The 24933-nt window shown below is 38.3% G+C and carries 22 protein-coding genes and 4 pseudogenes; 5 read left to right on the plus strand and 21 right to left on the minus strand.

What is annotated here, in order from left to right:
• Positions 1-390: 390 nt before the first annotated feature.
• The 5 genes from SLS51_RS05275 to SLS51_RS05295 form a co-directional block, all read right to left on the minus strand.
• Positions 391-1557 (minus strand): lipase family protein, encoded by a 1167-nt coding sequence (locus SLS51_RS05275; protein ID WP_323836195.1) that lies wholly within the window; start codon positions 1555-1557, stop codon positions 391-393.
• Positions 1558-1890: 333 nt separating this feature from the next.
• A complete protein-coding gene (locus SLS51_RS05280) occupies positions 1891-3009 on the minus strand; it encodes a lipase family protein (RefSeq protein WP_323836197.1) in 1119 nt (372 codons plus the stop codon).
• A 593-nt stretch (positions 3010-3602) separates the two neighbouring features.
• On the minus strand, positions 3603-4727 hold the full coding sequence (locus tag SLS51_RS05285; RefSeq protein ID WP_323836199.1) for a lipase family protein: 1125 nt from the start codon (positions 4725-4727) through the stop codon (positions 3603-3605).
• Between the two features lie 594 nt (positions 4728-5321).
• A complete protein-coding gene (sseA, locus tag SLS51_RS05290) occupies positions 5322-6158 on the minus strand; it encodes a 3-mercaptopyruvate sulfurtransferase (RefSeq protein WP_323836201.1) in 837 nt (278 codons plus the stop codon).
• 44 nt (positions 6159-6202) lie between these two features.
• The gene (locus SLS51_RS05295) at positions 6203-6364 is read right to left on the minus strand and encodes a hypothetical protein (RefSeq protein WP_164488463.1); all 162 of its coding nucleotides are present in this window, start codon (positions 6362-6364) and stop codon (positions 6203-6205) included.
• A gap of 186 nt (positions 6365-6550) precedes the next feature.
• Here SLS51_RS05295 and dinG point away from each other — a divergent pair, with 186 nt between their 5' ends.
• Positions 6551-8686 carry an ATP-dependent DNA helicase DinG gene (dinG, locus tag SLS51_RS05300; RefSeq protein ID WP_323836203.1) on the plus strand — a complete coding sequence of 712 codons (2136 nt, stop codon included), beginning with the start codon at positions 6551-6553 and terminating at the stop codon, positions 8684-8686.
• Positions 8687-9143: 457 nt separating this feature from the next.
• On the opposite strand, the gene SLS51_RS05305 is transcribed toward dinG, so the two are convergent.
• From SLS51_RS05305 to SLS51_RS24600, 6 genes and pseudogenes are all read right to left on the minus strand, one after another.
• Entirely contained in the window at positions 9144-10742 is a 1599-nt protein-coding gene (locus SLS51_RS05305; RefSeq protein WP_323836205.1) for an MAC/perforin domain-containing protein, read from the minus strand.
• Between the two features lie 664 nt (positions 10743-11406).
• A complete protein-coding gene (locus SLS51_RS05310; RefSeq protein ID WP_323836207.1) occupies positions 11407-11580 on the minus strand; it encodes a hypothetical protein in 174 nt (57 codons plus the stop codon).
• Between the two features lie 317 nt (positions 11581-11897).
• Positions 11898-12089: pseudogene (locus tag SLS51_RS05315) on the minus strand (transposase); the annotation flags it as partial.
• Positions 12090-12104: 15 nt separating this feature from the next.
• Positions 12105-12380 (minus strand): type II toxin-antitoxin system RelE family toxin, encoded by a 276-nt coding sequence (locus tag SLS51_RS05320; RefSeq protein ID WP_054481487.1) that lies wholly within the window; start codon positions 12378-12380, stop codon positions 12105-12107.
• Positions 12381-12391: 11 nt separating this feature from the next.
• Positions 12392-12616 carry a type II toxin-antitoxin system RelB family antitoxin gene (relB, locus tag SLS51_RS05325; RefSeq protein ID WP_083451967.1) on the minus strand — a complete coding sequence of 75 codons (225 nt, stop codon included), beginning with the start codon at positions 12614-12616 and terminating at the stop codon, positions 12392-12394.
• A 217-nt stretch (positions 12617-12833) separates the two neighbouring features.
• Positions 12834-13073 (minus strand): annotated as a pseudogene (locus tag SLS51_RS24600) (IS630 family transposase); the annotation flags it as partial.
• Between the two features lie 121 nt (positions 13074-13194).
• On the opposite strand from SLS51_RS24600, the pseudogene SLS51_RS05335 reads away from it, so the two are divergent.
• A pseudogene (locus tag SLS51_RS05335) lies at positions 13195-13408 on the plus strand (IS481 family transposase); the annotation flags it as partial.
• A 585-nt stretch (positions 13409-13993) separates the two neighbouring features.
• Positions 13994-14326, plus strand: a complete 333-nt coding sequence (locus SLS51_RS05340) for a hypothetical protein (protein WP_323836358.1) — start codon at positions 13994-13996, stop codon at positions 14324-14326.
• Between the two features lie 107 nt (positions 14327-14433).
• Here SLS51_RS05340 and SLS51_RS05345 read toward each other — a convergent pair whose 3' ends face one another.
• The 9 genes and pseudogenes from SLS51_RS05345 to rhtA form a co-directional block, all read right to left on the minus strand.
• Entirely contained in the window at positions 14434-14745 is a 312-nt protein-coding gene (locus tag SLS51_RS05345) for an addiction module antidote protein (protein WP_323836209.1), read from the minus strand.
• 2 nt (positions 14746-14747) lie between these two features.
• Complete coding sequence (locus SLS51_RS24605; protein WP_439126848.1) at positions 14748-14966, minus strand: hypothetical protein; 219 nt, start codon at positions 14964-14966, stop codon at positions 14748-14750.
• A 224-nt stretch (positions 14967-15190) separates the two neighbouring features.
• Positions 15191-16084, minus strand: coding sequence for a dihydrodipicolinate synthase family protein (locus SLS51_RS05350; RefSeq protein WP_323836211.1), 894 nt, complete (start codon positions 16082-16084; stop codon positions 15191-15193).
• A gap of 16 nt (positions 16085-16100) precedes the next feature.
• Positions 16101-16835 carry an alpha/beta fold hydrolase gene (locus tag SLS51_RS05355; protein ID WP_323836213.1) on the minus strand — a complete coding sequence of 245 codons (735 nt, stop codon included), beginning with the start codon at positions 16833-16835 and terminating at the stop codon, positions 16101-16103.
• A gap of 50 nt (positions 16836-16885) precedes the next feature.
• Positions 16886-17164: a hypothetical protein gene (locus tag SLS51_RS05360; protein WP_323836215.1), complete on the minus strand. Its 279-nt coding sequence runs from the start codon at positions 17162-17164 to the stop codon at positions 16886-16888.
• Positions 17165-17228: 64 nt separating this feature from the next.
• Positions 17229-17924 (minus strand): alpha/beta fold hydrolase, encoded by a 696-nt coding sequence (locus SLS51_RS05365; protein WP_323836217.1) that lies wholly within the window; start codon positions 17922-17924, stop codon positions 17229-17231.
• 411 nt (positions 17925-18335) lie between these two features.
• Positions 18336-18557, minus strand: coding sequence for an alkylphosphonate utilization protein (locus SLS51_RS05370; RefSeq protein ID WP_323836219.1), 222 nt, complete (start codon positions 18555-18557; stop codon positions 18336-18338).
• Positions 18558-18891: 334 nt separating this feature from the next.
• Positions 18892-19251: pseudogene (gene dps / locus SLS51_RS05375) on the minus strand (DNA starvation/stationary phase protection protein Dps); the annotation flags it as partial.
• Positions 19252-19533: 282 nt separating this feature from the next.
• Positions 19534-20427 (minus strand): threonine/homoserine exporter RhtA, encoded by an 894-nt coding sequence (gene rhtA, locus SLS51_RS05380; protein WP_323836221.1) that lies wholly within the window; start codon positions 20425-20427, stop codon positions 19534-19536.
• 432 nt (positions 20428-20859) lie between these two features.
• Here rhtA and SLS51_RS05385 point away from each other — a divergent pair, with 432 nt between their 5' ends.
• Positions 20860-21423 carry an LOG family protein gene (locus SLS51_RS05385; protein WP_323836350.1) on the plus strand — a complete coding sequence of 188 codons (564 nt, stop codon included), beginning with the start codon at positions 20860-20862 and terminating at the stop codon, positions 21421-21423.
• Between the two features lie 246 nt (positions 21424-21669).
• Here the strand turns inward: SLS51_RS05385 and SLS51_RS05390 are convergent, their stop codons facing one another.
• Positions 21670-22080 carry a hypothetical protein gene (locus SLS51_RS05390; protein ID WP_011145834.1) on the minus strand — a complete coding sequence of 137 codons (411 nt, stop codon included), beginning with the start codon at positions 22078-22080 and terminating at the stop codon, positions 21670-21672.
• Positions 22081-23318: 1238 nt separating this feature from the next.
• On the opposite strand from SLS51_RS05390, the gene SLS51_RS05395 reads away from it, so the two are divergent.
• Positions 23319-24914 (plus strand): ABC-F family ATPase, encoded by a 1596-nt coding sequence (locus SLS51_RS05395; protein ID WP_323836352.1) that lies wholly within the window; start codon positions 23319-23321, stop codon positions 24912-24914.
• Positions 24915-24933: the final 19 nt, after the last annotated feature.

A 24933-nucleotide genomic window follows, 5' to 3' on the forward strand; every position in this document is an offset into this window, starting at 1 on the left:
TGTTGATCTGATGTATTAGCTTAAACACCAATGATCAATACTTTGGGTTTTTATTTAAACAACAGAATCAAAGTTAATAATAATCTTTAAATCTGTTAAATGAGAGTATATAATTTTTTAAAGTTATTTTATTTAACAAAATAAATTATCTATTATGAACTTTAAAATAAGTGACAAAAATTATGCTATGCCTTTGTAAGATTATATTAGCATTGGTAGTGATAACGTGAAGGATGTAGCTATGGAAAATAATTTATATTGGTATCTACAAAAGTGAGTGATAGTGAATTGCTGTAATTAGTGATAGGCAGGGAAAAATAATTTATTGCAATTAATAGAGCCTTTAATAAAGGCTCCATTTAAATCAAATATATACATAATAAGATAACGTTATGTAATATCGATTTTACCTTTGGTTAGAGACTTGAAGAGATCAATAATCCTTTCGGATAGGCTATCATTAACCACAACGATATCGTGATCAGTCGGCGTCACTGGAGCATTCTCAGTTCGAATGAAACTCATGCCATAGCCTTCGGGATATGCATCGATATGTTGATAACCTATCATATTAGATAAGCTGTCAATGGTGCCTAGAGTCTTTGTAATAGTAAAAGAGCAATCTGGAAAGAGCTGGGTGTAATTTTTATCGAGGACAAAAAGAATAACAGCATCAACAAGTAATTTTATTTCTATATGTGGATAGATATCCTGAATTTTATTCAAGTCTTTGATAGCCCATGCTAAGGGAATGATATCATGGTTATTATGAATTCTCAGAAAATTACTTTCATAAACGTTAGGGCTTAATGTTCCTTTAAAAACAGCGTCAGAATAGGAGGCGAAAATATCATTGCCGGCAGTTGGGCCTGCGAAGGAGCAAGCGTGAATACGTATATTGTTGTTGTTGATGTAGCGCTTTTTAAGATATAAACCGATGGTAGAAGCGAGTAAACCGCCTAAACTGTGCCCCGTGACAGTAATATTCAGTATCTTATCTTTCTCTTCTTCTGCGATAATTTTTTGAAGAGCCTCGATTAGCGATAGTGAGTCGGTATCCTCATTAATAGGTTTGCCATTAATAAGCGTGTTTAATGCTAAGTCTGTTCCGTAGGAGATCTTAGCGCCTTTAAATTCTTGAGGGATATCTGTATCCCAATTTGACCAGTCTACAGTTTTAAATACACAGAGATCTTCATCAATCGCATTAATCTTAGACCAGGTTCCTCGAATAACAAGGCGATAATCATTTGGATTATCTTTATTTTTCACAATCATGACAACGTGATCATATTTTTTTTCGTGGTGTTTTTCCTTAATATTGAACGCCTTCGGTCCCCAAACGATAGAGAATTTATCTGCCGTTGTCTTACTGCTTTTAAGTGATTTATTAATATCAGATTTAATGGTTTCTATTTCGTCTGGTTCGCCGTTAATTTCTCCAGAGTTAATAATAAGGCTTAACGCGAGATTTAATTTTTGATCTTCACAAGATATAACCATTTTTACTCTCCATTTTTCATCTGGTAAATGTTGATCTGATGTTTTGGCTAACATATCAAGGGTTTGGTTTTTTTGTGTGTGAGTGAGTCTTTCGTTTAAATAAAAAATATAGTTAAATTTAAAGTTAATAATGAATTTTGAATCTGTCAAATGTGTGAAGAGGATTTTTTAATATTATTTTATTTGGTAATATGTAAATTATTTATTATGAAATTAAAGATAGGTGATAAAAATCATATGCTAAATAATTCCAAAAAAATATCATTACCTCGTTGAAAGATTATATAATTTATTTTGTATATAATGCTGCTTATGGAAAGTCATTTATTGCAATGAATGGAACCTTTAATATAATAAAGGTTCCATTTATATTTATACATAATAATATTATGTAATATTGATTTTATCTTTGGTTAGAAACTTGAAGAGATCAACAATACTTTCGGATAGGCTATCATTAACTACAACAATATCGTAATCAGTCGGTATATTTGAATTATCATCAATGGTGATGAAACTCATATCATACTCTTTGGTATAGGCATGAGTATGTTGATTGCCAATATTAGCCAGTAAATCGTCAAACGATGTTATTGGTGAGATTGGAATCTGTGAATGAATAGGGAAATCTGGGAAAATTTGCGTGTAATTCTTATCAAGGACAGAAAGGATAAGACCATTAATTGTGACAGTTAACACGGGATAGATAGCTTTAACTTCCTCCAAACCTTTTATATGCCAGGCCAGGGGAACCACATCTATGCTATTATGAATTCTCAGGAGATTACTTTTATAACCGGCTACTGATATGTCATTGAAAATAGATTCGGAGTAAGATGCGAAAGCATCATTACCAGCAGTTGGGCCTGCAAAAGCACAAACATTAATCCGAATATTATTGTTTCCTTTGTCAAGATATCGTCTCTTTAGATATAAACCAATGGTAGAAGATAGTACACCTCCCAAACTGTGTCCTGTGATAGTAATATTTTGTATCCCTTCTTTCAGGGCAATTTTATCGATCGCATCAATAAGCGATTCTCCATAACCCGGAGGATTGTTGCTTTTCATTTGATTAATAATATAGCCTAATGCCATGTCAGTTCCGTAGGCTATCTTGGCATTTTCAGGTGATCTTGAATCCCATCGTGCCCAATCTTGAGTTTTACAGACAATAATATCTTCATTAAGCCAGTTAATATCGGACCATGATCCCCGAATAACCACGCGATAGTCATTTGGGTCATGGCGATTTTGCACAATGAATAGAACATGATCGTCCTTTTTATCTATAACGCTTTTTTTCACATTAACGTCGTCAACGCGAAACACCGCGGGGCCCCAGATGATAGTGAATTTATTTGCTGTTGCTTTACTGCTTTCCAATGATTTTTGGATATTTTCCGAAACAATGCCCGGTTCTGGTTTGCTCGTTTTTATACCTCCAGAGTTAATAATAAAGCTGAGTGCGAGATTTATTTTTTGATCTTCACGAGAAATAGTCATTTTTACTCCCTATTGTTTCATATAATCAGTGTTAATGTGAGGTATACCCGTTATCTTTCAAGTTGCTTCTTTGTTGGCTGCACTCTCTCACCCCGGTCACATAGTTATCTATGCTCCCGGGGATTCGCTCCCTTGCCGCCGCGATGCATCTTGAAATCCGTAGGGTATATTGGTTTAAATATCAAGATTTAATTCTTTTGCTCTTCCATTTGGATAAAAACAGAATTTAACTTAAAGTTAATGATAACTTTCAAATCTGTCAAATAAGTACATGGGTTTTTTGATATTATTTAATTTAACAAAAATATAAATTATTTATTTATAAATTAAAAGTAAATGATTGGGGTTATATATTGAATAATTACATGTTAATATTATTGCTATCTTTTGTGATTATATATATTACTTAATGGTAGTGATATGTAAATATCTTTGAGATTATCTCTGTGAATAATATTTTTGGGAATAATTATAAATTGGTGATATTCTAAATGATATATATAAAAGTGATCTTATTATTATGTTTAAATAATTTTAATTTAATGGAGCCTTTGCGATAAGGCTCCATTGAATTGAGATAAAATATAATAAATTTATGAGATATTAATATTGTTATCAGGCAGAGGTATCCGTAAGAAATAAGCGACGATATCTTGAGATAGATTACTATTAATAACCACAATATCATCAATAGGGGGTTGAGTACCGTCATTAACTTCCACTAAATTCATGCCATATTGGTTGGCATAGGCTTTAATATGTTGAAAAACCACTTGCTTATTGAGATCCAGTTCTGCAATAGGTGCTGTAAAAGGTAAATCTGGTGTGAGTTTGGTGTAACCTTTATTTTGCACGAGAAGAACAATATTTTTAAATCTGTCAATTAGTTTCTCATCTAATTTAATTAATGGTTCATAGATAGTTGGGATTTTTGCTAATCCATCCAGATTCCAAATGAGGGAAATAACATCTTTACGATTATATATCCTTAAAAAATGGCTCTTATAGCTAGTTGCTGACGGGTGGTTGAAAACAGATTTAATGTAAGAGGCAAAAACGTCATTACCGGTATTTGGGTTAGCAAAAGAGCAAACATGAATACGAATATTATTGTTCCCTTTATTAAGGTATAAGCGTTTTAAATATAATCCAAGGGTAGACGCGAGAATACCACCCAAACTGTGCCCGGTGATGGTAATATTATGTATGCCTTTTTCTGAAGCAATTTTATTAATTGCTTCAATGAGTGATTCTCCATAACCAGGGATATTGTTACTTTTTACTTGATTAACAATATAGTTTAATGCTACATGGGTTCCATAAGAAATCTTAGCATCTTTAAACTCTTCGGGTATATTTTGATCCCAAAGTGACCAGTTTACTGTTTCATGTACAGCAAAATTTTCAACTTGCCAGTTAACATCAGACCATGATCCTCGGATAACGATGCGATAATCATGGGGAATCTTGCGATTTTTTACAATGAATAAAACGTGGTCATCCTTATTATCCTTGGTGTTTTTTCCGTTATCAACGCGAAAAATGGCAGGGCCCCAAATAATAGAAAATCTGTTAGCTGTCACTCTGCTCTGTTCCAATGATGTTTGAATATCTTCTGCAACCATAGTCGGCTCTGGTTTTTCAGTTATTATACTCCCTGCGCCACTGATAAAGCTGAGTGCGAGATTTATTCTTTGATCTGTAAGCGAAATAGTCATTTTTACTCTCCATTTTTATAATATAAATTTTGATATTATGCTCTGGTAAAAGTATCAATATTCAACTTTTTTATAACCCATTGCATCGGGGTGTTTGATTTTTATTTCTTTGTGGTAAATCGTGAAATAAGGTAATATTCCAGATAAAAATCAATGGGTTTTAAACCCATTTTGGTGCTGGTCTCCTTATGTATTTACTCTAAATGTAATCCCTGTTGGAGTAATATCTTAATCTTATTTTCAAATAAAAAACAGAGTTGAATTTTAAGTTGATAATAATAATATTTAAATTTATAAATATGTTGGTTTGATTATTTTATGTGATTTTGATTGATAAATAATAATCTTTATTGAGAAGTTAATAGATAGGATTATGAAATATACCCTATGGATTTCAAGATGGATCGCGGCGGCAAGGGAGCGAATCCCCGAGAGCATAGATAACTATGTGACCGGGGTGAGTGAGTGCAGCCAACAAAGAAGCAACTTGAAAGACGACGGGTATATAACGATATGGAACTTATTTGATTGGATGCTATTTGATTATGTTAAATAATTAAAGGGCATAGCGTGAATATGCCCTATGGTATTTAATTATTTTTCAAGTGGTAGGGTATTGTCTGCTCCCCATTCAGCCCATGATCCATCATATAAATAAACATCTTTCTTACCGATGATATCTAAACCCAATACTAAAACGGCAGCAGTCATACCCGATCCACAACTGGTGATAACCGGTTTGTTTAAATCGACGCCTTGCTTATGGAAAATATCGGTCATTTCAGTTTCTGATTTAAAGTGGCCATTCTCTACCAACATTGTCCACGGAACGTTTTTACTGCCAGGAATATGGCCCATTCTTAATCCGGGACGCGGTTCTGGTGCTTTAGCTTGAAAGCGATCTGTTGCTCTAGCATCGACAATTTGGGTTTGTTGATCATTTAGCGCATCCAGAATTTGTTCCAGTGATTTCACTTTGTCGGCATTGAAATCGGTACTAAAGATTTGGTGATTGCATTTCACTTCACCTGATTCTGTTGGAAATCCTGCCTGTTGCCAGTCTTGTAAACCGCCATCAAGAATACGGACGTTGTAGCTACCGAATATCTTAAATGTCCACCATGCACGAGGGGCAGAGAACATATTGCCTTGGTCATAAATCACGACTAAATGATTTTCACTGATCCCCATTGCGCCAACAGCCTGACTAAAAGTTTGCGGATCGGGCAGCATGTGAGGTAATCCACTTTGATGATTGGCAATTTTGTCTAAATCAAAAAATTGGGCGCCGGGGATATGGGTATCCAGCCAAAGTTTATGACAATCAATCTGTTGAGGTGGTGGTGGGGCGGTTGCATCAAGGATGACGAGATTCTTATCATCAAGATGATCTTTTAGCCATTGTGGAGTGACAAAGTATGCGTTATTCATGGGATCTCTCACTTGATACAAAGATAAAATAATGCCACGGCCCGTTATTGTTGTTGTACCGGTGCTGTGGTGGTTTCTGGTTGTTGGCTGGTTAGTGATTCTATCGGTGTGGTTGAGCGGGTATACATATTAAGGCCCGCCAAGAATACGCCGCCAATTGAACCAAATGCAAAGATAGCGATGAAAATGATAAGGAGCTTTTTCATTATTGTTCTCAGGTGTTGTAGAAAATAGGAAGTATGTTGTAGAAAATAAGAAGTATATAGCGTTCTGAATAGCTGGCAAGGTGCTCACCAATTTAACAAACGAGTTGACTGTCGCCTCGACATAAAGCTGATTTCATTTTTGCTCTGTGGGACAATAGCGCTCCGATTTCATAGCAGTAGAATCCAATGGCACTTTCCAATTCAATAAAAAATCAGATAAGTCAGTGGTATAAGATATTACCTCAACATATTGATGGTTTTATTTCTCGTGCTCCGCAGCGGCAGATGATTGCCGAAGTTGCAAAAACGCTTGCGGATCAGGAAGGTCGTCATTTGGTTATTGAGGCACCAACGGGAATCGGTAAAACCCTTTCTTACCTGCTACCTGGGATTGCTATCAGCAGAGCGGAAAGTAAGCCATTGGTCGTGAGTACGGCGAATGTCGCTTTACAAGATCAGATTTACAGTAAAGACCTTCCTCTGTTGCGTAAAATTATTCCCGATCTGAAATTTACCGGTGCTTTTGGTCGTGGTCGCTATGTTTGCCCACGCAATCTTGACGCTATCTGTGCGACCGAGAGTGAGCAGATCGATCTTATGTTTTTGGTTGAGGACAAAACAGAGCTTGCCAGTAGTGAAGAGCGGGAATTGTGCCGTCGGTTGCGTAGTGATTACACAACTTTTGCTTGGGATGGGTTACGTGATCACCATAAATTGGCTTTGTCCGATGCTTTGTGGGGGAAAGTGAGTACGGATAAAGCAAATTGTCTGGGACGTAACTGCCAGTATTATCATCGTTGTCCATTTTTTATTGCTCGCCGTGAGATCGAAAATGTCGATGTGGTGGTCGCTAACCATGCGTTAGTGATGGCGGCATTGGAGAGTGAATCGGTACTCCCTGACGCTAAAAATTTGTTATTGGTACTCGACGAAGGGCACCATATACCGGATGTTGCCAGGGATTCTCTGGAAGTTGAAGGGGAAATCACCCTGTTTCAACTTAATGGTCAATTGGATACTTTTGTTCGTCATGTTGAGCAATATCTGGTGCAATTCCATCCGGCAAAGCCACCACGCTTAGCGAATGCCAGTCGCCTTAATGAACACAGCGAAAAACTACGGGAATGCTTTAGAGAGCTCGCAATTATCACTCAGGCGTTTTTACCTGAAAAGAATGAAGTCGATGAGTATCTGTTTGAGCGGGGCAAATTACCGGATAACTTGCTACTTTGTTGTCAGCAGCTATTTAAATTGACCGACGGTTTACGAGGTTTGGCAGAAGCGATACTGAATGATTTGACTGAGCGGACGGCTAAACAGGATATTATCAGATTGCATCGGTCTATTTTGCATACCAGTCGCACGCTTGGATATTTTGAAAATATGACTAAGTTGTGGCGTTTAGCAGCGTTGGAAGAGTCATCCAGTGCACCGATATCAAAATGGCTTAGACGCCGTGATGAGAAAAATCAATCGCACCTCTATTTCCATTGTGCCGGCATCCGAGTTAGTGAACAGCTTAATCAACTGCTTTGGCGTAGCATTCCTCATGTGGTCGTGACATCGGCAACGCTTCGTTCTCTGAATAGTTTTTCTCGTATTCAGGAATTGACCGGGTTAACTGAAAAAGCCGGGGACCGTTTTGTCGCATTGTCATCACCTTTTGATCATGTACGGCAGGGCAAACTGGTTATCCCCAAAATGTCATTGGAGCCGACACTGCACAATGAAACTGCTCATTTACAAGAGATGGCGTGTTATTTCAGAGCTCAATTGCTGAGGCAGCAACATAAAGGCATGTTGGTTTTGTTCAGCAGTCAGAGGGCGATGGATATCTTTCTCTCTTATGTAACGGATTTACGCCTGATGTTACTTGTGCAAGGGGATCAGCCACGTTATCGGTTAGTGGAAACACATTGCCAGCGTATTAATGAAGGGCAATGTAGTGTACTGATTGGATTACAATCTTTTGCGGAAGGGCTGGATTTAAAGGGAGATTATCTGTCCCAAGTTCACATTCAAAAAATCTCATTTCCGCCGGTGAATAATCCGGTCATTATTACTGAAAGCGAGTGGTTGAAATCACTTAAACGTTATCCTTTTGAAGTGCAGAGTTTACCAAGTGCTTCTTTTAGCCTTATTCAGCAAGTAGGAAGACTTATCCGTAGCCATGAATGTTATGGTGATGTGGTGATTTATGACAGGCGCTTACTGAGCAAAAGGTATGGCCCAAGATTATTGCAGGCTCTACCCGTTTTCCCTATTGAGCAGCCGGAAGTTCTTTCAGCGGCGGAAACTGGGGGCATGAAAAAGGGTAATTGAAACTCACACTTGGCGAAAATAAGGCGATTCTTGTTGTTATTGGTAGTAACGTTTAACGTGTTGGTATTCCCTATCACCATAAACATATTATTCGACTGAGAGTATTCGCAACCCCTCAAGGTGAATATTGGTTGCGGCGTTTAAATCACGAGCATGTCCAATCCCGCAACCGTAAACTTACTTGCTGAACTGCCCACGTAACGAGAGGCCCATTCCAAGGCCTCCAGGCTCGGTTGTAAAATATTTCAATGCAATTGAAAACATTAGCACTGATAAAGTTGCAAGTCTTGCAGGCAGATACGTTCTCTAACTCGTTCCTTTTAAGATTGTTAAAAAATCATTTGGTCACGGCATTATCCTAGTGTTTAGCTCTGGTGTACTAGGGAAAGTCTAACTTGTATTGCTGCTTGCAATAGGACTATATTTAGACAACCTATATATTAACATGAAGATTCAATCACTTATCTACACCACGAGTAGTGGCTATATAAATACTCCATGCAGTGGTCCATCCCTCATTAACATTACCGTTTGAATTCTGTTCGCCGCGAACCACCTGATATCCGTAAGGTGGAAGAGTAACTGGAGGATAAGAATCATAAATAGTAATAATGTCTGTTATTGCTTTCTCATGGTTGTATTCTTCTTGTCGATAACATAGATAGATTTTTTTTGTACCCATTCCCCAGTTTATATCCTGCGGAATTTTAATCCAGCCTTCTTCGCTTTCTTCGCTTTCTTCGCTTTCTTCGCTTTCTGGGTTAATGCCTTCCTCTGCTATTACCTTCATATCGCTAACACATTTATGACGTTGTTCATTGTCGATAATCGAGTTGAATGACACCCTGTGGTAACACAGATAAATATAGGGAGTGCTTAGACTATTCGTTCCGCCCAGCCAGCCAGGATAAGCACATCCTCCTGCTAATATATAATTTTCAGGGATAGGTGCTTTTGAAATAATGATTTCGTCAATATAATCTGCATGCAGTTGCCGCTTAGCTGACTCTCTTGGTCCCCAGACGGTTTCGAAATATGTTTTAAGTTTCTTCTTTTGTACTGATGTTGTACATAGTTCCCAAATCCCCGTCAGTGGTTTGGAGTCTGTAAAGTTAACTAATTCAGGGGCACTAGGAACACTGGTTTTCCAATTATCAAATGCTTTTTTTGCTGCGGCTATTGCTTCTAATGAAGCTTGCTCTGCGTTTGTCGCGCCACCGAAAGGATCAAATTGAGACAGATTACCGCCAATGGAGTGGGTTTTCGTGCTGGATGCTGAACGAAATTTCTTTATGTCTTCCTTAAGTGAATTCTTTGTACTAACAGAGAGACCGACAAAGCCCGCGAATGAGGCTGCTGCAACCACGTCAAGAGTGTTTGTTAGATTCGAAGTATATTTGTCCGTAGATGATGAATATTGTGCGCAGCCACCCATAACCACGCCGCTAAGAAAGTGAGAGCCCCAGGTATTAAAGAGGTCATCCATATCCTCCTCGGTATCTGCCTTATCAAGGGCCGTTTTAACACTTTCTTTAAGAAACTCTTTTAACGCTTCCGCTGAACCTTTGAGTACATAGAGGCCATAAGTATATTGAATGCGGGAAAATGCATTTTCAGAAGCTGTCAGGCTGTCTGTGGCGAAATCGACACCCAATGATGCGCTAAAGAATATGTAGTTACCTTTAATGCGGCTTTTACTGGAAATACTGCTTTGATATGACTCAATTGATTCTCCTGATGCATTGGTATATTTCAAATCTCCGGCACTATAACAATCGACATAACGGGGGACTTTTAGAGTCTTTCCGAGGATGGTGATCTTCTTGAAGTTATCTTCACTTGCGTTGACTTTTTGTTCATCGAAAAGCGAGTTAATACAACTTCCTACGTTGCAGTACTTACCAAAAACATCATAACCAGTGCCGATCATTTCTGCACCGACTACAACAGTATCATCGAATAGGGCCAGTTTTCGGAAATAGTTTCGGTCACGTATATCGAGATCTCTTTCGCTGTTTCCCTGCTTTAGTGGTTTTCCTGTTTTATCATTAGACATAATAGAACCTCATATTGGTAGGGAATAAATTGACAATAGATATCGCCGCATTTTTGATGAGAGTTAGGAGTTTTCATACCTATAAAAAAGAGTAGAGAAGAAGTGAAAAACATCAACAAGATGATGAAAATAATGACATGTGCATCCTGAAATATACGCTATTAGATAATCAAATAAATATTGCTATCAGGGTAATAATTTGTCATATCATGTATTTTTAAACTTAACGTACCATCGCGATTCAGCTCATCTAAAATATCAATCACTGTTGATAATCTCGTGTTTTTACCTTGAAATTCATTGTATAAAGCATTTTCCGATAAGGTGTCTGTATAAAATCAGTCGGTAGTTCTCATACAATCACGTAATGTCTTTGTGTGTGGTTTTCAGATTGTGTAAGCCTTTTGGTGTGGTAAAAAAAATGTATTATTTAGTGTGAGTGTCGAGGGATTTCCTTCTGGAGTGGTAGTGCGAAAATGGTTATGAGAGTGATCGACTATTGCAAGGTTGCCGGTTAGTGGAAACACATTGTCAGCGTATCAATGAAGGGCTGTGTAAAATTGAAACTCACGCCTGGCGAAGGCAAGGCCGATTCTTGTTGTTATTGGCAGTAATATAGCAATATGAGATTGCTTTAGTCTTAATATGACCGAAGTTTATGTTTTTATCGGGTAATAGAATCGCCCCGTACAGTTTTTTTCCAGCAAGTGTTGTCCAGTGGTGCGATATCATTGTAATCAATGTCATTATCAGGCTTGTCAGACAGCACATTAAGTTCAGATTTCCGTGTTTCAGTCAAAGGTGGCAATTCACTTCGTTTGTATTTAACTATGCTCATAACGTTTCCTCTCATTTCATTCCGCGTTGTGAAAAGTACCTAATCCAAATGCAGGAACAGACATAATAAACCTCATGTAATATTTAATTCATAAAGGTTTTATTATCATGAGATAAATTGCAATAAAAAAGAGCAGTAAATGTAGAAGTTTTTTGCTGATATGACAAAAATATAATCTATACCCGTTATCCTTCAAGTTGCTTCTTTGTTGGCTGCACTCGCTCACCCCGGTCACATCGTTATCTATGCTCCCGGGGATTCACTCCCTTGCCGTCGCGATGTATCTTGAAATCCATAGGGTATATACCCAAGAAACTTCAAGATGCAGTTTTTAGCACCTGAAAATGGTCGTTAATTCTAGACATCAGCGAGTCCGCTATATCCGGTAGCGTTGTGGTGAAAAATTTGAAGACGTTGTCTCGAAATTCATGTTTATCCGCGAAATAACGGTTATTTCGAACCTGTTCATTCATGACCTTCCATAATCGCTCTATCGGGTTTAAATTTGGTATGCCCCTTTCCGATTAAAATTTCTTGTACACGTCTTTGCGGTGTCCAACGCTCAATGCAATGACCAGCAGCTTTTCATCTTCTATCGTGGCAATGAGACGGTAATCTCCGATGCGCCAGCGGATAAATTCGGCTTTATCACCTTTCAGGATTTTACCCATCAGGCGGGGATTCACCGCGTTGTTAATATGCGTCTCTATGTACTTCTGGATAACTCTCTGGTGTACCGCGTCGATTTTCTTAAACTCTTTGACAAACCGCTTTGTGTACTCTGTCCGGTAGCGTGTCATGCCTCACCACCTCAAACAGATTTAAACAGTTCGTCATGGCTGATTGTTGTTTTATCACTGAGATAGTCCTCATAGCTTTCAGTGGCGAGTTGTAAATCTAACTCGTCCTCGATTTTTTCCCTTACTGCACTTTTGCACAATTCGCTGAATGTTATCCCTTTGCCGTTCGCGTAGGATTCAAACAGGTGAAAATCTTCGTCATTCAACCGAATTGCTTTTGTCAGGTTTTTGTTCATATCCGCCTCCTTATTTATTGTTATACAATGTATAGCGATAAATAAGGAGCGTCAATAAAAAAGGGGCTTTATGCCCTTTCCTTTTTGTTAAAACATCGCGTAACCTTGCAGGTAGTGTTTAGCCACCACCGGAATTGTTCCCACTCGTTCCCTTTCATTGCAGGATTACCCATTGAAGTGGCCGCTTAAAAGTTGGCGGTTATCGCAGCTACCCGGTCACTACCCCTGCCAAATAATATTTTTGATTTTTTCCGGGCGTGACGATCCGTTTTTGCTGTCCTTTAACATACCAGTCAGCCCCAATTTTAGGATTAAAATGGATATCGACTTCATCTTCATAAACGACAGGATGCTTTTCTGATACGTGCTCTAATGCTTCGGTAATACGTGCCATTTTTTCATCATATTCGGGATCGGGAATATTCAATGTTGGAGCGGCTTGCCGCCAGACAATCGAATTTTTTCGGAAGAATCGGTAAAGTGTGCTGATTGAGGGCTGGATATTAAATAATCCTTTGATTTTAAATATAAAAAAGGAAAGATTCCACCGCGAGCGAGTATAACCAAATTGTTGAGGAGAATGTTTCCATAAAACGATTTTGAACGAGTTTTATCAGATCACATTCAGAAAGAAACTGTATAGCTCACTCAGTGAGCTACAAAAGGATCTGGATAAATAATTACAACCATTATCGTACTCATCAAGGAAAAATGTGTTGTGGTCGCACGCCAATAGAAACATTATTGGAGGGAAAATTAATCTGGGCGGAAAAAAATCTAACCCAAATTTAATCTGACAGGCACTGAATCAAAGTGGGCGACTGTCAGATCAGGTTTGAACTACTACATGATCTCCATTTCGGATAAAATCAAGCATCTTCAATGATTACGGGTATAAATTAATTTAAATAAGTTCTTTAAAGTCATATAAATTTGCAGATATTTATGTGTTCATTTAACGACATAGTTACTGCCTATCTCAATAGGGCTATTTTATTTGCCCTTCTTTGCCATAAAGAGCGAACTTGGGCAGTGCTCAAAATCCTCACGTACTACGTGTACGCTCCGGTTTTTCCGCGCTGTCCGTGTTCACTGTTCATTGATAAGAATGGCCTGCAACAATTACGTCTATTGAGATAGGCTCTTAGTTTCTTATTTTTTTCTCAAACCTCATTTCGCTTTATGTATTTTTCTATATTCTTGTGCTTGATATTTGTTAATTCATCAATAGGGTAAATAAGCTATTTGAAATAGTAGATCATTTGAAGGGAACTCAGTCCGATGTGATTGAAAGTCTCACCGTTTTTCTTATACCCGTCATCTTTCAAGTTGCTTCTTTGTTGGCTGCACTCGCTCACCCCGGTCACATAGTTATCTATGCTCCCGGGGATTCGTTCCCTTGCCGCCGCGATGCATCTTGAAATCCATTGGGTATATACCCGTATTCTAGTTTTTGTGGACGATGCAATCAGCCACCTTATACAATTGCGTTTTGTTAAATCTGAATTAACGTTTACCTACTTCGAGGTCACTCGTGGATATCTGGAAAAACAGGGTAAACCAATGGTACCTCTGATGCTGCGCCACGACAGTTTGGCGGGATGTAGAAGATGGCGATTACAGGGAAGAGCAGCCTTAAGTTGCTGCTTATACCCGTTATCTCTCAAGTTTCCTCTTTGTTGGCTGCGCTCGTTCACCCCGGTCACATAGTTATCTATGTTCCCGGGGATTCTCCCCCTTGCCGTCGCGATGCATCTTGAAATCCATAGGGTATATATCATCGCCATCCAGATTTTATCATTCCAATCAATCAAAGACTAAGCTATCGCAGCAATATGTGAGAATTGGAATCCTGTTGCTGCAACTACGCTACGCAGAGTTTTGAGTGTCGGATTGCCTTTCGGCGACAGTGTGCGATACAGAGTCTCACGAGAAATGCCTGCTTTTTCAGCAACTTGAGCCATTCCTCCACGCGCCTCTACTACGTGGCGCAATGCCATTAGAAACGCTTCCTGCCCGCCTTCTTCATCCATATCAATAAAAGCCTGATGCAGATAATGCTGCGCAAATTCAGGGTCTTCGCGGAGAAGCTGCACCATCGCATCATCATGTAAACGTGCTTTGGCCATAATCACCTCTTTAAGTAATCTTTCAGGCATGTAATAGCCTGATCTATACGAAGCTCCCAGACACCTTCTCTGCATGGTTTATGATCACCAAAATTTCCTGTGACCATCCGGTTAACCCGCGACGAAATTTTTGATTTCGCTATTGGGTCACGAATCCCTTTCAGGAACTCTATATACAAATCCCGATCGTCGGGAGTGAGATAATGTTTAATCGTATTCATGTGATACACTGTAGCTTTAAAGCTACAATTTTGTCAATATAGCTTAGGTTTTATTATTCGTCTTTACCTGCATTTTTGAGTACTCTATTCCCTACAAGTGATATAGATTGAGCTAAATAACGTAGGTAAGGTAGTGGTATCATCTACAAGCACGATGGCGTAAAGAAAGACGCCTCTTCGCCGGAAAAGAAAATCCCCGGCGAGCATATTTTTCATCATTTGGTTTAAATAAGATTTTTTAAATCTTCGAGCATGGCGCCTAGTTGATCACGGGGCTGACCTGATAATGACTTGAGTGGAAAGGGAAGGCAAGGGGCGGTTACTTTGCCCAGTAACTCAGCGGCTGCTGCGGTGACTCTGAGGCTACCATAGGTTTTGAAGAGCCTCCAAACAGGTTCAAGGGCATCCGACAACATCTGTACCGTTTTTGTATCATTATTCTTTGCTGCGCGAGTGATAGCCAGTGCAGTTCGCGGAAAAAGTCCACCCATGACGGAGAACCAGACATCACATCCAGCACAGAGGCCCGTCGCCGCTTGCCAGTCCCCGCTGATTCCGAGCGAAACGTGGCCGGGAAGGCGGGAACGAAGCGCATTCACCTGTTGTGTAGCCAGAGGCAGTTCCTGCGGCAAGCGAGCAAGTTTGAGCGAGCTGACAGACGGTAAACTGGCAATGTTAATCAGCAGCTCATCGCTAAATTCAAAACCTGTCGTTGCAGGATTATCATAGACGCAAAGCGGTACGGATAGATGACGGCTGACTTCTTCATAGAGCGAATACACCTCATCCGGTGTGGGACGCTGGTAAGAAACAGGCGCCAGCATTACTGCGCTAACACCCGCGTGTTGGGCATCTTCAGCAAGGCTGAGTATATCCGCTACACGCAGCGCTCCAATGCTGACCATCACCGGCATACTGTTCGCATGTTCAACAGCCAGTCGGGCGACATGCGCGCGCTCCGGCAATGTAAGATAGGCGTAGCTACCCGTCGATCCCAGTGCGCCGATAGAGTCCACTCCCGCTTCAACAAGATTTTCAATAAGCGAGATAAATGTCTTCTCATCCACCTTGTTGTCATACAGCGGTGTCAAAGGAAAAGCACTCAGTCCGGTAAACATTCTTTTCTCCTGTTTTTTAATAAAAGAAAGCAGAAAGACCCTTTGAAAATCTTAATGGATCTTTAAGCGCTAAGAAGTGATCTCCATGTTCTTCCCGACCATAGATTATAATTTCCCCTTTTGGTACAGTAGATGAAATCCATTGTTGGCTTTCTATCCAGTTGCTGTTTTCACCTGAAAAAATTAAAGTAGGAACGGTTATTTTATGGGAAATAACATCTCGCCAATCATTTAAAATATGTTCAAATAGTACTGATTTCAAATCATCTATACTTTGTGGAGCAAATTCATTGGCAAAGGCTTGTGAATTGAAAAATGCAGGAGCTCCTTCTGTTGTATAATATTTAAGTATATCAGAATTAAAGAGCATTTTATTCCCGGGAATTTTTCCACTGTAGACGTCTATTAAAGCTTCCGGCGAGCTTGTAAAAGCTCCTGCTTTAATTCTTTCTTCCTCTGACCAATCCGCGTGGCAATAAATAGAAGGTGGTTCATCAATCAATGCTATTTTTTTTATTACTTCCAATCCGAAAAGGTCAATGTAGCTCCATAGTACCGAGCATCCCATAGACCACCCACAAAAATATGCTTTCTTTATATTAGCAGCAACAATAAATTCATGAAGATCAGCAGAAAAACGAGAAATTCTATTTCCATAATTTACTTTTTGAGATAAACCATGGTTACGCTGATCCAATACATAAACTTCATATTTCTTGCTGAGAAGATATATTATATTTATACCCGTCATCTTTCAAGTTGCTTCTTTGTTGGCTGCACTCGCTCACCCCGGTCACATAGTTATCTATGCTCCCGGGGATTCGCTCCCTTGCCGCCGCGATGCATCTTGAAATCCATAGGGTATATATATTCTGCACCATGCGAGGACCAACCGGGGATGAATATTAAAGTTTCTCCTTTACCGGCCTTCCAAAAAGAAAGAGATACCTCATCACTTGTTTTAAAAAAACCAATTTCAAGATCTCTCAAATCGGATAATTTCTCTGGAAGTCCTTTGATTGTGTGGGGAAAATTGAAATCACGACCAAAGAACTCCAGTGCTTTATTGTATGTTAACATATTCTGATTTCCGTTTAACTTAACTGTTTGATATGTTGAAATAATATCATCGTGCATTGATAGTTTAATTCATATTTAACCACTCGATGAGCGCTTTGTTCACTTCCTCTGGTTGCTCAAGTGTTGTGGCATGTCCACACTCGTATAATTTAATTAATTTTGCGTTTGGTATCTTTTCAGCCATTTCTTCTGAATGTTCAGGTGGAGTTATAGTGTCACTGTCACCGACAAGAACCAATGTAGGTACACTGATATGGGTTAAAATATGTCGATTATCTGTACGTTTACCCAAAGCCTTGGATTGACGAACATAAGCATCAAAGCCAGTTTCTTTCCCCATACGAATAATAGTATTTATAAGATTTTTATCGTGCTGACGAGATTTGTGCACTCCTGCGGTGGCCATATCTTTCAAGATTTCTTCAAAATTTTCCAGTGTGGTTTTATTTAGTAAATTCCCTCTCATCTTTTTTTGTTCTTCTGCCTCTGGACGCGCAGAGCTGTTAAGTAAAGCTAATCGGCTTACGCGCTCCTGAGCTAACTTCATTATTTCCAGACAAATGAAACCGCCCATAGACATGCCAGCAAGAGAAAAATAGGGGGGTGCCTGCTGGATGATGTCTTTCGCCATTTCTGTAAGGCTACTACCTTCCAGTATTGATGGTATTGTGACAGAACCATGCTTCCAAAGACTAGGTATTTGGTAGGCAAATAACTCTGATGTGCATAAATGACCGGGGATGATGATTATTGGTTCCATATCAGATTTCCTTGCATTGATGTTACTGTTTTTTTATACAGTATAGCATGTAAAAAGTCAACTTTTTAGTATTTATTAGAAAACAGTAGCATGCCTACGGCGTGGGCTAAGACGCTGTAAGAAGAGCGTGCTATATTGAGATTGAATGATTTTATAAAAAAATATTTATTTGTTTGGGGATGATTTTAATTATCCCTATTTTATGTTTTATTTGTGAATGTTAATTTTTTATATGAGAAAAATTAAAAGATATTAGATGATTTTAACGATAGTTATAAGCATAGGCATAAAGAAAGGGGGAAGTGTCTGTTAGTTAGCTTCGCTTACTGCCTAACAAGGTTGCCCCTGAGCAGCCCTATCCCCCCTTTTTTATCGGCTAATTCAGTAAATAAAATCGATAGAAAAGACGATTTATCCTACTTTTTTCAGAAAACAGGTTTTTAATACTAATCCTCTGATTTTATCTGCGTGACATTCGATTTCATCTTCACGATGGGTAAGACGGATATTTTTAATCAAAGTGCCGCGTTTTAACGTTGCTGATGTGCCTTTTACTTTTAGATCTTTGATGACCTGTACAGAATCGCCATCATTAAGTAGAGTGCCATTGCTGTCTTTTACTTCGTTGTCCATTTTGTTATTTCCTCAAGTTATTTCTGAAAATAAGTGTGGATTATAGACAATTTGTGCTGATTTTTAAAGAATATGGTGAAATTTATCCGTATGGAGGGCATTTTATGATGTTTTGCCGTGTCGGACTTGGGTATAATGGTAAACAGGCCCTCGTTATTAACAGGAGCCTGTAAGTCTCAGAGCTCTATACCCGTTATCTTTCAAGTTGCCTCTTTGTTGGCTGCACTCGCTCACCCCGGTCACATAGTTACCTATGCTCCCGGGGATTCACTCCCTTGCCGCCGCGATGCATCTTGAAATCCATAGGGTATATAATATGACGGCTCTTTATATTTTACTGCTCAACGCTTGCTTCAATAAACCATAAGAATTTGTCGAGATCACGAGAGGCGGCAGTTAACATATCTGCGGTGTTTTCATCTTCAACTTCGTTCAGCGCTTTGCGGATATCATTAGCGACAACAGCATAACGGTCGGCCAGTGCTTTTAGATGGTCCTGCACGTCATGGATATTTGTTGGGTAGCTTTTCAGTGCTGTGTGTCTATTAACTTCTTGTACGGTGCCAAGAGCTATTCCACCAAGTTGTACGACTCTTTCTGCAAAGATATCTGAATGTTCAATAATCGTGGCACGAAAGGTATCCAGCATTTCATGGATGGCAATGAAATTTCTGCCACGCATGTTCCAATGTGCTTAATAATTTCCCCTGGATGTTAATAATGAGCTTTTCATTGATGAGATGAATGTAACTCGATATTAGTCTTAAATCATATAGTTTATTCCTATTAAATCAATAGTTAATTTTTATAGGAAAATATTCACCATGAAATTCTTGGATTAATATTGAAAAATATAATGATTTATCAGGTAAATCTGTGTGAATAATTTTGTCATGAATGAGTTTTTTATTTATAAAAAAACCGGAGAATGACTCTACTCCTCCGGCTTCTATTTTATTACGATTAAATAAAATGATTAATCGACTTCGGTGATTTTAGGTTTTCTTTTTATTGTTGATGTAGAACCGATGGAGGCAAAAATAATACAGAACAGCGCCAGCCATTGCGTTATAGTTAAATGTTCATTCAGAAATGCAATACCAGATAGCGCACCCAGTGCGGGTTCAAGGCTCATTAGAGTACCAAATGTTTGTGCAGGTAAACGGGTTAGAGCAATCATTTCCAGTGTATATGGGAATGCAGTAGACAGAATCGCAATTGCCAGTGCCAGAGGGAGAATTGACATATCAAATAATAGTTCTGGCCCCGTTTGTATTAAGCCGACAGGGAAAAATATCATAGCAGCGATAAATGAACCAATAGACGCCGTTGCTGCTCCATGACCTGCACCGGCGCGTTGGCCGAAAATAATATACAGTGCCCAGCAAACACCCGCGCTGAGTGCATAAATAATCCCTATAAGATCTAAACTATCAATATTATTATTGCCAATGGGTAGTAGGAAAGCTAAGCCGGCGATAACCAATGCCACCCAAAGAAAGTCTATGGGTCGGCGTGATGAGAACATAGCTACAGCCAATGGGCCGGTGAATTCAAGAGCTACGGCAATACCTAAAGGAATCGTTGTCAGTGCCATATAGAATGTATAATTCATCGCGCCAAGAGCAATACCATATGTAAGCAGTGGCATGATGGATTTTCGGCTAAAACGCAGGCGCCAAGGTTTAAAAATAATAAACAGAATGAGAGTTCCAAGACCTAGGCGCAGTGCGGTAACACCCGGTGCACCGATGACCGGAAACAGCGTTTTGGCAAGAGAAGCACCGCCCTGAATTGATGTCATGGCAAGTAGTAACAGTATTACAGGTATTAATGGAAAAGCACTCTTTTGGAGCTTGGAAGAAGACATCCGGGCAAAACCTCAATTAAAATCAAGTGATCTGACCGATAATCTTCGCAGTGAAACGTAGATAACTCAATAGGTTTAGAGAATATAATTTTAGCGAAATATTTTTCATTTATTAGACTATATTATATGGTTATAGTGAAATTAAATTTTATTATTGAAATATAATTCTGATATAAATTTGCATTGTATTTTAATATGTTGGTGATTTAGGGATTACAAGTGATGAAGGTATTTATTGCCATTTAATTGATGTTTGATTTCATATCATAATAATTAAGCATAAGTTATGATTAATGCTAATATATTGAATATGAAAGAAACCGTCTTTATTTTGTTTTTCTTGGTATCAGTTTTATAAGTGAGTTGTATGATTGTGATACTAACGTATAATCCTATTTTTCATGTGAAGGTAAAGTAACAGGAGCTGAGATGATGAAAAGTATTGCTGTTTATTGTGGTTCAAGTCTGGGCATATCTGAAATCTATAAAGAAAATGTCATTATCTTCGCAAAGGAATTGGTTAAACGTAATCTTACGCTCATTTATGGTGGCGCCAGTGTGGGCATTATGGGAGCTGTTGCTAATACGGTTTTGGCAGAGGGAGGGAAAGTCATTGGTGTTATTCCAACATTATTGGAGTCGCGGGAAATATCACATAAAAATCTGACAGAATTATACGTTGTTGAAACTATGCATCAGCGTAAAAACAAAATGATTGAGTTAGCTGATGGTTTTGTTGCTTTACCTGGAGGTTTTGGCACATTGGAAGAGTTCAGTGAGGTATTTACTTGGAGTCAGATTGGGTTACATACGAAACCTTGCGGTATTCTTAATATTAATAACTTTTATGATCCGCTAATTGCGATGATTAATAAAATGGCTGATGAACAATTCTTACATGAAAAATATCGTCATATGGCAATAATTGAGCAAGATCCTGCCATCTTACTCGATCGTTTTAATACTTATCGGGCACCCTCTGTAAAAACATATTAAAATCAATGTAATACTGTAAAAAAGGAACTAAAAAATAAAATTTTAAATAATAAGAGAATTAAAAGTAGCGGCTAAAAATCACCATTTTAATCAGGTTGAGTTGATTGTATTAGCCAGAATGGAGATATGATCCACTTTAATAAAAGAGAGGATGGTACAGAAATAATAAATAAACCATTCCTGTTGTATAGATATTAATTTAAATATCTTTTCACAGGAATGGTTGTTAATACTAGTGATTAAGTATTAGCTTACAATCATATATTCTACTACTGGATTATTACCGCCATCTGCTGTATAGGATAAATGTAAATCATCACCTAAATAATCGGTTGAGATTGAGTAGCTGCTGCTGCCAATCAAAGGGTTACTCCATGTAATATAGATACTATAGATTTCGCCTTTGCTATCTACAAATACATAAGTACAGCGTCCTGCAACACCACCTATCAGGCTGTTTGAATCACTTCTCCAAATCGCTTTTCCTGGCGTGCTATCATTGCTTCTATTAATGACTTGAGGAGGAAGAGTTGTCCACTCACCTTGATCCAGACGGATAGAATCCTGAATAAGTTTAAGTTTATATGGTGATTTGTTAGTTACTTTTGCAATAACGCTGATTGGTGCTTTTAAAGAAATGACTTCGATCTCTGACATAATATTACCTCTTATGATTGATTTTAAAAATATAATTAATAATTCCAAGATTTTAATTCAACCTGTTATGGTTATATAAAATCACTTGGGGTGGAACCAGCTTTGTTAGCTATATTTAATAGCTTATTTTTACTTCTTATTAGAATTCCGTTTCTTTATGTTTCCTAAAAGTCAATTTTTATATCTGAGTCTTTTTATTTATCGTTATCACCATTTTATTACCATTTTTAATAATTTTAATCTTTTAAAAGATTAAAATAAAAAGCAAACTATCTATTCATTGGTGTAGATAAAAAGATTTATTTTGTCTCGATGTTTTTTAAGATACCTTTTCTCTCAGATAAAAGTCAATTTTTTTGATCTTTGTGTTTTATTATAAAATAACAACCGGTTAATTATATTTTCGTACTTAAAAACGTAGATATAAATGATAAAATATGTCTATGTTTTTAATAAATAATATATAAAACAACTATAATGACAAACAAAAATAGGCCGCTAGGTCTATGATGAATGATAATAATTTTATTATTTTTTTTGAGCATTAATTCATCATTATATTGATGAGATGTTAATATGTTGTAATATTGAATGAGTATAACTTAGTAAAAAATTGTATTTATTTTGAGCGTCTATAAACGTACTAATTTGATAAGTCTTTCTTATTGCTAAGAAGTTTATTGATTTATTGATTTATTGATTTATTGATTAACAAATATTTGGATAATGAGATGAAATTATATTCACTATAGGGACTATTACATCCTTGATGAAAAAATTGTAAAAAAGGAAATTATTGTGAACGTAATGTCATTAATTCCTAATATGTTTATTTGCAGTGTGCCCAATATTGATTTCTCTTATTTTCTTCTTTGTGCCTGATTTGAAAGCACATTTCGCATCAAATTAAATCACGGTATCGTTTTGTCATTCAGAGTACCAGAATGAATTATTCTATTGATAAGCGGCTGGTGTAATATCTGTTTCAGAATAACGGGTATATACCCTATGGATTTCAAGATGCATCGCGGCGGCAAGGGAGCGAATCCCCGGGAGCATAGATAACTATGTGACCGGGGTGAGTGAGTGCAGCCAACAAAGAAGCAACTTGAAAGATGACGGGTATAGCTCGAATAACGCTCAAAACTCCCCGCGATCTCTTAACACTATTGTGGCATAATGCGCCGTTATCGATTTTTCCGATTTTCCTTTTGTTTCTAAATGTAAGAGCGAATGCAGTGTTAAGTACAAACAACATCACCATGCAATTTGGCAGTAAACCCCTGTTTGAAAACATTTCTGTCAAGTTTGGCAACAGTAACCGTTATGGCCTGATTGGCGCTAATGGTTCTGGTAAATCCACTTTTATGAAAATTCTGGGAGGTGATCTGACACCCTCTGTCGGCAATGTCAGCACCGATCCCAATGAACGTATTGGTAAACTGCGTCAGGATCAGTTTGCTTTTGAAGAGTTCACGGTGTTGGATACCGTGATTATGGGGCATACGGAACTGTGGCAGGTAAAGCAGGAGCGTGACCGCATCTATGCAATGGCAGAAATGAGTGAAGAGGATGGCTATCGCGTTGCCGATCTGGAAGTCGCTTATGGCGAGATGGATGGTTATAGCGCTGAAGCGCGTGCCGGAGAGTTGTTGCTGGGGGTTGGTATTCCAGTAGAACAGCATTACGGTTTGATGAGCGAAGTGGCGCCAGGCTGGAAATTGCGTGTATTGCTGGCTCAAGCGCTGTTTTCTAATCCTGATGTTCTGCTATTGGATGAACCGACGAATAACTTGGATATTGATACTATTCGTTGGTTAGAGCAAATACTGAATGAACGAAATAGCACCATGATCATTATTTCCCATGATCGTCACTTCCTGAATACAGTTTGTACTCATATGGCCGATCTTGATTACGGTGAATTGCGTCTGTTCCCTGGTAATTATGATGAATATATGGTTGCTGCCACTCAGGCCCGTGAACGTCTGCTAGCTGATAATGCGAAGAAGAAAGCACAGATTGCGGAATTGCAGTCTTTTGTCAGCCGTTTTAGCGCTAACGCTTCTAAATCAAAACAGGCGACTTCCCGTGCTCGTCAGATTGATAAAATCCAGTTGGAAAAAGTTAAAGCATCCAGCCGTCAGAATCCTTATATCCGTTTTGAGCAGGATAAGAAATTATTCCGTAATGCTTTAGAACTGGAAGGTTTGACCAAAGGCTATGACAATGGCCCTCTGTTTAAAAATCTTAATCTCTTGCTGGAAGTTGGTGAAAAACTCGCTGTTATTGGTGCTAACGGTATCGGTAAAACAACTTTCTTGAAAACGCTCGTTGGCGAAACAGAGCCAACCAGTGGCACAGTTAAATGGTCTGAAAATAGCAGCATTGGTTACTATGCTCAGGATCATGCCAATGATTTTGACTGTGATCTGACAGTTTTTGACTGGATGAGTCAATGGAAGAGAGAAGGGGATGATGAACAAGCTGTTCGTAGCGTATTAGGCCGTTTGTTGTTCAGCCAAGATGACATTAAGAAAAAAGTCAAAGTATTATCGGGTGGCGAAAAAGGGCGGATGCTATTTGGTAAATTGATGATGCAACAGCCAAATATTCTGATAATGGATGAACCAACAAACCACTTGGATATGGAGTCCATTGAATCCCTGAACCTTGCGCTTGAATTGTATAAAGGTACTTTGATATTTGTTTCTCATGATCGGGAATTTGTTAGCTCATTGGCAAGCCGAGTTATGGAAATTAAATCTGATAAGGTCATTGATTTCAAAGGTTCTTATGATGAATATCTAAGAAGTCAGGGAATTATTGAGTAATAATCTTGTGGTATAAATC

Origin of the sequence: Photorhabdus africana (assembly GCF_035181445.1) — a bacterium.
In the GTDB taxonomy this organism is placed as follows: Bacteria; Pseudomonadota; Gammaproteobacteria; order Enterobacterales; family Enterobacteriaceae; genus Photorhabdus; species Photorhabdus laumondii.

Coding starts and splice junctions, on each gene's coding strand:
- SLS51_RS05275 (WP_323836195.1), bottom strand. CDS start 1,557: ATGTTAGCCAAAACATCAGATCAACATTTACCAGATGAAAAATGGAGA.
- SLS51_RS05280 (WP_323836197.1), bottom strand. CDS start 3,009: ATGACTATTTCTCGTGAAGATCAAAAAATAAATCTCGCACTCAGCTTT.
- SLS51_RS05285 (WP_323836199.1), bottom strand. CDS start 4,727: ATGACTATTTCGCTTACAGATCAAAGAATAAATCTCGCACTCAGCTTT.
- sseA (WP_323836201.1), bottom strand. CDS start 6,158: ATGAATAACGCATACTTTGTCACTCCACAATGGCTAAAAGATCATCTT.
- SLS51_RS05295 (WP_164488463.1), bottom strand. CDS start 6,364: ATGAAAAAGCTCCTTATCATTTTCATCGCTATCTTTGCATTTGGTTCA.
- dinG (WP_323836203.1), top strand. CDS start 6,551: ATGGCACTTTCCAATTCAATAAAAAATCAGATAAGTCAGTGGTATAAG.
- SLS51_RS05305 (WP_323836205.1), bottom strand. CDS start 10,742: ATGTCTAATGATAAAACAGGAAAACCACTAAAGCAGGGAAACAGCGAA.
- SLS51_RS05310 (WP_323836207.1), bottom strand. CDS start 11,580: ATGAGCATAGTTAAATACAAACGAAGTGAATTGCCACCTTTGACTGAA.
- SLS51_RS05320 (WP_054481487.1), bottom strand. CDS start 12,380: ATGACACGCTACCGGACAGAGTACACAAAGCGGTTTGTCAAAGAGTTT.
- relB (WP_083451967.1), bottom strand. CDS start 12,616: ATGAACAAAAACCTGACAAAAGCAATTCGGTTGAATGACGAAGATTTT.
- SLS51_RS05340 (WP_323836358.1), top strand. CDS start 13,994: ATGCTCCCGGGGATTCGTTCCCTTGCCGCCGCGATGCATCTTGAAATC.
- SLS51_RS05345 (WP_323836209.1), bottom strand. CDS start 14,745: ATGGCCAAAGCACGTTTACATGATGATGCGATGGTGCAGCTTCTCCGC.
- SLS51_RS24605 (WP_439126848.1), bottom strand. CDS start 14,966: ATGAATACGATTAAACATTATCTCACTCCCGACGATCGGGATTTGTAT.
- SLS51_RS05350 (WP_323836211.1), bottom strand. CDS start 16,084: ATGTTTACCGGACTGAGTGCTTTTCCTTTGACACCGCTGTATGACAAC.
- SLS51_RS05355 (WP_323836213.1), bottom strand. CDS start 16,835: ATGACGGGTATAAATATAATATATCTTCTCAGCAAGAAATATGAAGTT.
- SLS51_RS05360 (WP_323836215.1), bottom strand. CDS start 17,164: ATGTTAACATACAATAAAGCACTGGAGTTCTTTGGTCGTGATTTCAAT.
- SLS51_RS05365 (WP_323836217.1), bottom strand. CDS start 17,924: ATGGAACCAATAATCATCATCCCCGGTCATTTATGCACATCAGAGTTA.
- SLS51_RS05370 (WP_323836219.1), bottom strand. CDS start 18,557: ATGGACAACGAAGTAAAAGACAGCAATGGCACTCTACTTAATGATGGC.
- rhtA (WP_323836221.1), bottom strand. CDS start 20,427: ATGTCTTCTTCCAAGCTCCAAAAGAGTGCTTTTCCATTAATACCTGTA.
- SLS51_RS05385 (WP_323836350.1), top strand. CDS start 20,860: ATGAAAAGTATTGCTGTTTATTGTGGTTCAAGTCTGGGCATATCTGAA.
- SLS51_RS05390 (WP_011145834.1), bottom strand. CDS start 22,080: ATGTCAGAGATCGAAGTCATTTCTTTAAAAGCACCAATCAGCGTTATT.